A 9,362-nucleotide genomic window follows, 5' to 3' on the forward strand; every position below is an offset into this window, starting at 1 on the left:
CCCCGCCCCTGCGTTCTACGGCGCGATGAATTTCCTCTCGACCCACGACACGCCAAGGCTTTTGACGATCTTAGGCCTCACCTCCCCCGCGCCGCAGACGCGCGACGAGCGCGCGGTCTATCAGCTCAGCGATTCCGACCTTGCGCGCGGCATGTCACTGCTGAAACTTGCGGCGCTGATTCTCTACACCTTCCCCGGCTCGCCGATGCTCTACTACGGCGACGAAGCCGGCATGCAGGGCTTCGAGGACCCGTTCAATCGCGGCACCTATCCGTGGGGACACGAGAACGCCGAATTGGTGCAATACTTCCAACAGCTCGGCGCGCTGCGCAAGGCGCACGAGGCGCTGCAAAGCGGCACGATCGTCTACCATGCCGCGCAGGGCCGCGCGCTGGCATTCTCGCGCCGCACGGAGCGCGACCACTGCCTCACGGCGGTCAACGCGGGTGATCAGCCCGTCACGCTCACCCTCCCGTGGGACGGCACGCTCGCCGAGGACGCCCTGTCCCATCAGGAGTTCTTCTGCGGCAACGGCCTGCTCCGCCTGACGCTCGAACCCTACGGTACGATGCTGCTGACCCAGCCGCAGGAGTGATTTGTTTCACGTGAAACACTGATTTCAGGTCATGGTAAAGGTCAGCGCCTTTACAATGACCTTTTCCTGTCCTCAGCACTGCCCCAGCGGTGATACCCTATCACCGGCCCAAGCAGGGGTAGATCGGGACGTAAAGGTCTGCGCCTTGTCATGTTTCACGTGAAACAAATTTGCAAAATTTGAGCTTCCCTGTTGAAATTGAGCCGTTTTGTGCTATACTGAACAAGAATGAAAATGGATCAATGCTTCTATGACTAAGGTGGGTGTTTTTTTGGCTAAAATCGTTGCAATCGTCAATCAAAAGGGCGGCGTCGGCAAAACGACGACCTGTGTCAACCTGACCTCCTCCCTCAAGGAGAAAGGCAATCGCGTCCTGCTGTGTGACTTCGACCCGCAGGCCAACTCCACCTCCGGCATGGGTGTGGACAAGGCCGCCTCGCGCGGCGTTTATGACGTGCTCATCAACGGTGCGGACGTCACGGCCAGCGTGGCGCACACGCGTTACGGCGACGTGCTCCCCTCCTCGAAAGCCTTGGCGGGCGCGGGCATCGAGATGATCGACCGCGAAAACCGCGAATTCCTGCTCAAGCATGCGCTCGATATTCTCTCGCCCAATTACGACTTTATCCTCATCGACTGCCCGCCGTCACTCGAACTGTTGACAGTCAACGCCCTCTGCGCGGCAAATTCCCTGATCGTTCCCGTGCAGGGCGAATATTTCGCGCTCGAGGGCCTGTCCGACCTGATGCACACGGTCCGCATGGTGCGCCGCAGCCTGAATCCCGGCCTTGAGCTCGAAGGCGTGCTACTCACGATGTTCGACGGGCGCACGAATCTCGCCCTCCAAGTTGCGGAAGAGGTCAAGCGCTACTTCCCCGGCAAGGTGTATTCGACCGTCATCCCGCGAAACGTCCGCCTTTCCGAGGCACCGAGCCACGGCAAGCCGATCAACTACTACGACCGCACCTCCCGCGGCGCGGAGGCTTACAGCAACCTCGCCAACGAGTTTTTGAAGCAGAACCGCTGATACATTAAATATAAGGGCGCATTCCGCCCGCTTCATCCCACAGAAAGGAGAAGTTTCCATGGCAAATGCAAACCGCGGGCTCGGCAAGGGGCTCGGCGCGCTGCTGGGCGACGCCGCCCTGCGCACCGACACGTCCGACAACCTCTATCTCCCCATCTCGCAGATCGAACCCTACGCCAATCAGCCGCGCCGCCACTTCGATGAAGAGGCTCTGCAGGATCTGGCCGATTCCATCCGCGAGCACGGCATTATCCAGCCGTTGACGGTCCGCCGCCTTTCTTCCGGCTACTATCAGATCATCGCGGGCGAGCGCCGCTGGCGCGCCGCGCGCATCGCCGGTCTTGCCGAAGTGCCCGCTATCGTCATCGAGGCGGACGACCGCAAGATGACCGAGCTCTCGCTCATCGAAAACCTCCAGCGCGAAGACCTTGACCCCATCGAAGAAGCCGAGGGCTACAAAACGCTGATGGACAACTACCATCTCACGCAGGAGGAGGCCGCCGAGCGTGTCGGCAAGTCCCGCTCCGCCGTGGCAAACAGTCTGAGATTGTTAGGGCTTTGCCCCGAAGTGCGGCAAATGCTGCAAAACGGCGACCTCTCCGGCGGTCACGCCCGCGCACTGCTGCCGCTCAAGGCCGATTTGCAGCTCGACGCGGCAAACCTGATCGTCAAGCAGGGTCTCAGCGTCCGCCAGACCGAGGCGCTCGCCAAGCGCCTGAGTAACCCTAAGGAAGAGCGCAAACCCACGAACGACGAGCTCATCGCCGAGAGCTATGGCCGCCTGGCCGCGCAGGAGCTCAGCGACAAGATCGGCCGCACCTGCCGCATCGTGTCCGGCAAGAAAAAGGGCCGCATCGAGCTCGACTATTATGGCATCGACGACTTAAACGATCTGCTCGAAGCGCTCGCCGCCATCAAACGCAGAAAGAACGGAGGCGAATAACCATGTCCGATTTGATTCACGAGGGTCCCAAGGACCCGAACAAGCCGCCCGTGCCCGGCGAGGAAAAGCCCACCACCGAGCGCGAGCGCAATAAAAAAGTATATACTTACGTTGCGATCCTCTTCACCGTGGCATTTTTGCTGATTTTGTGGACATTTTTTATGAATCAGCGCAGCATCAACGAGATCAAGGACGGCAACACCGCCCTGCAAAGCACCTTACAGCAGAACGACTCACTGGAAGCGCACATTGCCGAGCTTGAAGAGCAGCTCGCCAACAGCGAGGAGGACAAAAAAGCGCTCGACGAGACCGTCGGCCTTCAGTCCAACCAGCTGCGCGCGCTCGACTGGCTGCTTGAGATCGAAAACGCCTACAACACCGGCGATCTCGACGCTGCGAAAGACAACATCCGCTCGTTCGAGGAGACCGGCACGGTGGAATTCCTGCCCAAGGAGCCGCTGCGTACCGGCATCACCGGCGACGACGCCCCCTCCCCCGCCGCGCGCTACCAGTCCATTGTGGACAAGCTGTTTCCGGACGGCGTAAAATAAGAAGTCAAATGGTCATTTACTTTACAACGATAACGAGGTAAATCATTATGCTGGATATGAAATTCCTTCGGGAAAATCCCGATCTGGTCAAGGAAAACATCAAGAAGAAGTTCCAGGACGAAAAGCTCCCCCTCGTCGACGAGGTCATCGAGCTCGACGCCAAGAACCGTGCCGCCATCACCGAGGCGAGCGAGCTGCGCGCCAGCCGCAACGCCCTTTCTAAGCAGATCGGCATGCTGATGGGTCAGGCGAAGAAGGACCCGAGCAAGCTCGAAGAAGCCGAAAAGATCAAGGCGACCGTCAAGGCCAACGCCGACCGCCTCACCGAACTCGAGAAACTTGAAGAGGAGTACGAGCAACGCATCCACAAGATCATGCTGCTGATCCCGAACATCATCGACCCGAGCGTCCCCATCGGCCCGGACGACAGCTGCAATGTCGAGGTCGAGCGTTTCGGCGAGCCGAAGGTTCCCGATTTTGAAATTCCCTACCACACGCAGATCATGGAGAGCTTTGACGGCGTCGACATGGACGCCGCGGGCCGCGTCTCCGGCGCGGGCTTCTACTATCTGCTCGGCGACATCGCGAGACTGCACGAGGGCGTGCTCGCCTACGCGCGCGACTTTATGATCGACAAGGGCTTCACATTCTGCATCCCGCCGTTTATGATCCACGGCAACGTGGTCGAGGGCGTCATGAGCCAGAACGACATGGACGCCATGATGTACAAGATCGAGGGCGAGGACCTCTACCTCATCGGCACGAGCGAGCACTCGATGGTCGGCCGCTTCATCGGCGAAATTCTGCCAGAGAGCAGCCTTCCCCAGACGCTGACGTCCTACTCCCCCTGCTTCCGCAAGGAGAAGGGCTCGCACGGCATCGAGGAGCGCGGCGTTTACCGCATCCACCAGTTCGAAAAGCAGGAGATGATCGTCGTCTGCAAGCCCGAGGACAGCATGGACTGGTACAACAAGATGTGGAAGTGGAGCGTCGAGCTGTTCCGCTCGATGGACATTCCCGTCCGCCAGCTCGAGTGCTGCTCCGGCGACCTCGCCGACCTGAAGGTCAAGAGCTGCGACATCGAGGCCTGGTCCCCGCGCCAGAAAAAGTATTTCGAGGTCTGCTCCTGCTCGAACCTCGGTGACGCGCAGGCACGCCGCCTGAAAATTCGCGTCAAGGGCGAGGACGGCAAGATGTACCTGCCGCACACGCTGAACAACACCGTCGTCGCACCCCCGCGCATGCTGATTGCATTCCTTGAAAACAATCTGCAGGCCGACGGCAGCGTGCTGATTCCCAAGGTCCTCCAGCCCTACATGGGCGGCAAGACCGTTCTCACTCCCAAAAAGTAAATCCAATTCGCAATATTATTCCATTTTTATACGATCAGTTTTCGTTTTTCGCACATTTTCAGCAAAGAGGTGCTTCCCATGAAGAAGTTTTTTGAAGAGTTCAACGCCTTTGCCATGCGCGGCAACGTCATCGACATGGCCGTCGGTGTTGTCATCGGCGGCGCGTTCGGCAAGATCACGAACTCTGTCGTCAACGATATCATCATGCCGCTCATCTCCATGCTGACCGGCGGCATCGACTTTTCCGCATGGAAATGGGTGCTCAAGGAAGCAGTCATGGAGGGTAAGGAGGTCATCGACCCCGAGATCGCCGTCAACTACGGCAACCTGATCGCCGTCATCCTCGACTTCATCATCATCGCGTTCGCCGTGTTCTGCATGGTCAAGGCCATCAACAAGATGCACGACAAGCTCTCGAAGCCCGCCGAGCCGGAGCCCGAAAAGGAGCCCGAGCCGACGAAGGAAGAGCTGCTGCTCGCCGAGATCCGCGACCTTCTGAAGGAGCAGAGCAAATGAGAGCGCTGCTCTCTCAGGGTCTTTCCGAGTTGGGGCTGGACGTGAGCCGCGCCGAGACGCTTGAGCGCTTCTCTTCCCTGCTGCTGGAAAAAAATCAGGTGATGAACCTCACAGCCATCACCGAGCCCGACGCCGTCGCGCAGCTCCACCTGCTCGACAGCGCGGCGCTGCTGCCATTTGTCGATCTGACGGGTAAAACCGTCGTCGACGTCGGCACCGGCGCAGGCTTTCCCGGGATGCCGCTGCGCATCCTCAAGGATGACTTCGACCTCACGCTGCTCGACTCGCTCGGCAAGCGCGTCAACTGGCTGCAAGAGGTCTGTGACGAGCTGCAATTAAAGCGCGTCGCCTGCGTCCACGCGCGAGCGGAGGAATTCGCCATGCAGCACCGCGAGCAGTTCGACATCGCCACCTCGCGCGCCGTCGCACAGCTCTCGATCTTATCCGAGCTGTGCCTGCCGCTCATCAAGGTCGGCGGACAGTTCATCGCCATGAAGAGCGTCGACACCGAGGACGAGATCGCCGCGGCGAAGAGCGCCATCAAGACGCTCGGCGGCCACATCGTCAAGGTCGAGGACTACACCATCCCGACGAGCGACGTCGTCCACCGCCTTGTCATCGTCGAAAAGGTCTCCCCTACCCCGCGCGCCTATCCGCGCGCCTTCGCCAAGATCAAAAAAGCCCCGCTGTAACGCGTCAAATTCACAAAAAGGAGGTACGAGCCTTGTCTCAGGTCATCGCCGTCGTGTCCGGCAAGGGCGGCACGGGAAAAACTTCATTCACGACGCTCACCGGCATGGCGCTCGCGCAGCTCGGCAAAAAAACGCTGCTGCTCGACTGCGACATCGGCCTGCGCAACCTCGACCTCTACCTCGGCGTATCGGACCGCGCGCTCATGGACTTCACCGACGTGATCGCCGGACGCACGACACTCGCTCAGGCCGTCGTGCGCCATCCGCTCTACCCGAACCTGTATCTGCTCACCGCGCCCGTGAGCTTCGGCGTGCGCCTGCCGAGCAAGCGCGAGATGCAGCGGCTTATCGACGAGATCCGCCGCCATTTCGACTTCTGCCTCATCGACGCCGCCGCCGGCATCGGCGAAGCCTTCGCGCTTGCCACCTGCTGCGCCGACCGCGCCGTGGTCGTCACCACGAACGACCCCTCGAGCCTGCGCGACGCGCAGCGCACCGTGATGGAGCTGCACCACTTCCCGAGCGGATACCTGCACCTTGTCGTCAACCGCGTGCGGCGCAAGCTCTTACAGTCCCTCCACACCACGATCGACGACGCCATCGACGCCGCGGGTCTTCCGCTGCTCGGCGTCATTCCGGAGGACGAGAATGTCCCTGCCGTTTTAGGGCGCGGACTTTCCCAGCGCCTCAAGTATCGCTCCGGCGCGCTCTGCGCCTGCGAAAACATCGCCCGCCGCCTGTGCGGCGAACGCGTGCGTCTGATGCGGCTGTAGCACCGGTTCACAAAGGCAAACACGCTTTTCCCGCAAACATCTTTTCAAAGCCTGCTTGCCCTTGTCAACCGATGAAAGTGCCGCTACAATAGAAAAATTCACATCAGAAAGGATTGTGACACTACATGAACATCGCTCTCATGGCACACGACAACAAAAAGGAACTGATGGTCCAGTTCTGCACGGCTTACGCCGGCATTCTGTCCCGTCACACTCTCTGCGCCACCAGCGTGACCGGTAAGATGGTCAGCGAAGCGAGCGGCCTTCCGATCCACCTGTTCATGGCGCGCATCCACGGCGGCGCCGAGCAGATCGGCGCGCGCATCTCCTACAACGAGATCGATATGGTCCTCTTCTTCTGCGACCCCGCCAACCCGCAGTATAACGACAGCCTGACCTATATCACCAAGCTCTGCGACCAGAACAACATCCCCTTTGCCACCAACCTCGCCACCGCTGAAATGCTCATCATGGGCCTTGCCCGCGGCGACCTCGACTGGCGCGATATCGTCAACCCGAAGACGAAACCCTTCACCACCTGAGCACAAAATCAGGCGATTTTTCAATACAGTTAGTAATTTTCAATTTATAATATACAAATAGGAGTAGATTTTACCATGATGCAATCCCGTACACACAACTGCGGCGAGCTTCGCGCGCAGCATGCCGGTGAGCACGTCAAGCTCGTCGGCTGGATGGAGAACGTCCGCGAAGTCGGCGGCAGCCTCGCCTTTGTGGTGCTGCGCGACTTCTACGGCACGACGCAGATCGTCGTCGAGACGAGCGAGCTGCTCGCCCAGATCAAGGGCTACAACAAAGAGAGCACCATCTCCGTCGAGGGCACCGTGCGCGAGCGCGCAAGCAAGAACCCCAATCAGCCCACCGGCGACATTGAGGTCGTTCCCGAGAAGATCGAGCTGCTCGGCCGCTGCCGCTACAACTCCCTGCCGTTCGAGATCAACCGCAGCCGCGAGGCGGACGAGACCCAGCGCCTCAAGTACCGCTATCTTGACCTGCGCAATCCCGCCGTCAAGAAGAACATCATCCTGCGCTGCAACGTCATCGCCGCGCTGCGCAAGGCCATGATGGAGCACGACTTCCTCGAGATCACCACCCCGATCCTGACGGCCTCCTCCCCCGAAGGCGCGCGCGACTACCTCGTCCCCGCCCGCAAGCACCCCGGCAAGTTCTACGCCCTGCCGCAGGCCCCGCAGCAGTTCAAGCAGCTGCTCATGACCTCCGGCTTTGACCGTTACTTCCAGATCGCGCCGTGCTTCCGCGATGAGGACGCGCGCGGCGACCGTAGCCCCGGCGAGTTCTATCAGCTCGATATGGAGATGGCGTTCGCCTCTCAGGAAGACGTCTTCGCCGTCTGCGAGGATGTCCTGCCCCCGATCTTCGCGAAGTTCGGCACGTATGACATCGCCTCTCAGCCTCCCTTCCGCCGCATCAAGTACCTCGACGCGCTCGAGATTTACGGCAGTGATAAGCCGGACCTGCGCATCGACCTGACCGCGACGAACATCTCCTCCCTCTTCGAGGGAAGCAGCTTTGAGGTCCTTGCGGACAAGACCGTCAAGGCCGTCGTCATCTCCAACTGCTCGCTCACGCGCAAGCAGATCGACAAGCTCCTGACCGACTGCGAGGTGCAGGCAGGCGCGAAGGGCTACTGGTTCAAGGTCGACGAAAAGGGCGACCTCGCCGGCGGCATCGCGAAGTTTGTCGACAAGGAAGCTGCTTCCAAGCTCCTGCCGCTCGAGCCTAACACGCTCGTGCTCGTCGCGGGCGGCGAGCTGGCCACCAAGCTCGTCGGCGTGATGATCAAGACTTTCGGCCCCGCGTGCGAGGGTCACATGGACAAGGAGCGCTACGAGTTCTGCTGGATCGTCGACTTCCCGATGTATGAGATCGGCGACGAGAGCGGCGAGCTCGAGTTCTGCCACAACCCGTTCTCCATGCCCGCCGGCGGCCTCGACGTGCTGCTCAAGGCCGAGCGCGGCGAGATCGACCCGCTCACCATCACCGCCGACCAGTACGACCTCGTCTGCAACGGCGTGGAGCTCTCTTCCGGCGCGGTCCGTAACCACGACCCTGAGATCATGATCAAGGCCTTCGAGCTCGTCCGCCTCGGTGAAGAGGACGTGAAGGCCAAGTTCCCCGCCATGTACAACGCCTTCTGCTACGGCGCGCCCCCGCACGCCGGTATCGCCCCGGGCGTCGACCGCATGGTCATGCTGCTCGCCGGTGAAGATTCCATCCGCGAGATCATTCCCTTCCCGATGAACAAGAACGCCCAGGATATCATGATGGGCGCGCCCAGCGAGGTGACGCAGAAGCAGCTCGATGAGCTGCATATTGCGGTCACGGCGCATGAGGAAGAATAATTCAGCTCTCACTGCGTGAGGGTGCAATGGTTTTCCTGTGCCGCACAGGGAAACGGCAAAGGGGGCCATTCTCTCACGTGAGAGAATGGCCCCCTTTAGATCCCCCAAGAGAACGCAAGGGGCCTGCCCCTTGACCCCGCACATTGGCAGTTTGTAGCTTGAAGAGCTGCACGCGCTGCGCAATCAGGTGCGGTGTACATGGCTTCGCCATGAATCTTCTGCGAGTCGTCACCGGTCGCAACCGCGCCTTACTATCGTGAGGCGCGAGTGACGTTTGCTCGGCGACAGACTGCCTGCGGAATGCGGCATTGCTAACGCTCGCCGCATTGTGGAGACTGGCGGTAGGTGGAAATTACTGCGCACTTCTACAAGATGGGCAGAGCGGCAGCGGATAATAGGAGTAGAGGCAAATCGTATCGCAATGCTAACGCGGCTTTGCCGCGCGCAGGCAGTTGCATTCCGAAGGCATAAAGGTTATTCAACCCCGAGACTGCCAATCTAAACCTTTCTCTTGGGGGATTTAAAGGGG

The 9,362-nt window shown here is 60.2% G+C and carries 10 protein-coding genes; all 10 read left to right on the forward strand.

The genetic code is table 11. The features are described from left to right. On the forward strand, positions 1-595 hold a 595-nt coding region (locus tag NI20_RS0113655), incomplete at its 5' end, for an alpha-glucosidase C-terminal domain-containing protein (RefSeq protein WP_033121938.1). Positions 596-866: 271 nt separating this feature from the next. Then, entirely contained in the window at positions 867-1,622 is a 756-nt protein-coding gene (locus NI20_RS0113660) for a ParA family protein (RefSeq protein ID WP_033121939.1), read from the forward strand. Between the two features lie 58 nt (positions 1,623-1,680). Further along, a complete protein-coding gene (locus tag NI20_RS0113665; RefSeq protein WP_033121940.1) occupies positions 1,681-2,565 on the forward strand; it encodes a ParB/RepB/Spo0J family partition protein in 885 nt (294 codons plus the stop codon). Positions 2,566-2,567: 2 nt separating this feature from the next. Further along, positions 2,568-3,116 (forward strand): hypothetical protein, encoded by a 549-nt coding sequence (locus NI20_RS0113670; protein ID WP_033121941.1) that lies wholly within the window; start codon positions 2,568-2,570, stop codon positions 3,114-3,116. 47 nt (positions 3,117-3,163) lie between these two features. Beyond that, positions 3,164-4,468, forward strand: coding sequence for a serine--tRNA ligase (gene serS, locus NI20_RS0113675; RefSeq protein ID WP_033121942.1), 1,305 nt, complete (start codon positions 3,164-3,166; stop codon positions 4,466-4,468). A 78-nt stretch (positions 4,469-4,546) separates the two neighbouring features. Beyond that, on the forward strand, positions 4,547-4,984 hold the full coding sequence (mscL, locus tag NI20_RS0113680; RefSeq protein WP_033121943.1) for a large-conductance mechanosensitive channel protein MscL: 438 nt from the start codon (positions 4,547-4,549) through the stop codon (positions 4,982-4,984). Then, entirely contained in the window at positions 4,981-5,676 is a 696-nt protein-coding gene (gene rsmG / locus NI20_RS0113685; RefSeq protein ID WP_033121944.1) for a 16S rRNA (guanine(527)-N(7))-methyltransferase RsmG, read from the forward strand. The genes mscL and rsmG overlap by 4 nt, the downstream gene beginning before the upstream one ends. Before the next feature lie 32 nt (positions 5,677-5,708). Continuing rightward, positions 5,709-6,449 carry an AAA family ATPase gene (locus NI20_RS0113690; protein ID WP_033121945.1) on the forward strand — a complete coding sequence of 247 codons (741 nt, stop codon included), beginning with the start codon at positions 5,709-5,711 and terminating at the stop codon, positions 6,447-6,449. Between the two features lie 125 nt (positions 6,450-6,574). Then, positions 6,575-6,991, forward strand: coding sequence for a methylglyoxal synthase (locus NI20_RS0113695; RefSeq protein WP_033121946.1), 417 nt, complete (start codon positions 6,575-6,577; stop codon positions 6,989-6,991). A gap of 75 nt (positions 6,992-7,066) precedes the next feature. Next, positions 7,067-8,833, forward strand: a complete 1,767-nt coding sequence (gene aspS / locus NI20_RS0113700) for an aspartate--tRNA ligase (RefSeq protein ID WP_033121947.1) — start codon at positions 7,067-7,069, stop codon at positions 8,831-8,833. The last annotated feature ends 529 nt before the right edge of the window (positions 8,834-9,362 follow it).

This window comes from Oscillibacter sp. ER4, from assembly GCF_000765235.1.
Classification (GTDB): domain Bacteria; phylum Bacillota; class Clostridia; order Oscillospirales; family Oscillospiraceae; genus Hominicoprocola; species Hominicoprocola fusiformis.

Excerpts from the sequence above, each read along its gene's own strand:
- NI20_RS0113695 (WP_033121946.1), top strand. The coding sequence starts at position 6,575 with ATGAACATCGCTCTCATGGCACACGACAACAAAAAGGAACTGATGGTC.
- NI20_RS0113670 (WP_033121941.1), top strand. The coding sequence starts at position 2,568 with ATGTCCGATTTGATTCACGAGGGTCCCAAGGACCCGAACAAGCCGCCC.
- rsmG (WP_033121944.1), top strand. The coding sequence starts at position 4,981 with ATGAGAGCGCTGCTCTCTCAGGGTCTTTCCGAGTTGGGGCTGGACGTG.
- serS (WP_033121942.1), top strand. The coding sequence starts at position 3,164 with ATGCTGGATATGAAATTCCTTCGGGAAAATCCCGATCTGGTCAAGGAA.
- mscL (WP_033121943.1), top strand. The coding sequence starts at position 4,547 with ATGAAGAAGTTTTTTGAAGAGTTCAACGCCTTTGCCATGCGCGGCAAC.
- NI20_RS0113665 (WP_033121940.1), top strand. The coding sequence starts at position 1,681 with ATGGCAAATGCAAACCGCGGGCTCGGCAAGGGGCTCGGCGCGCTGCTG.
- aspS (WP_033121947.1), top strand. The coding sequence starts at position 7,067 with ATGATGCAATCCCGTACACACAACTGCGGCGAGCTTCGCGCGCAGCAT.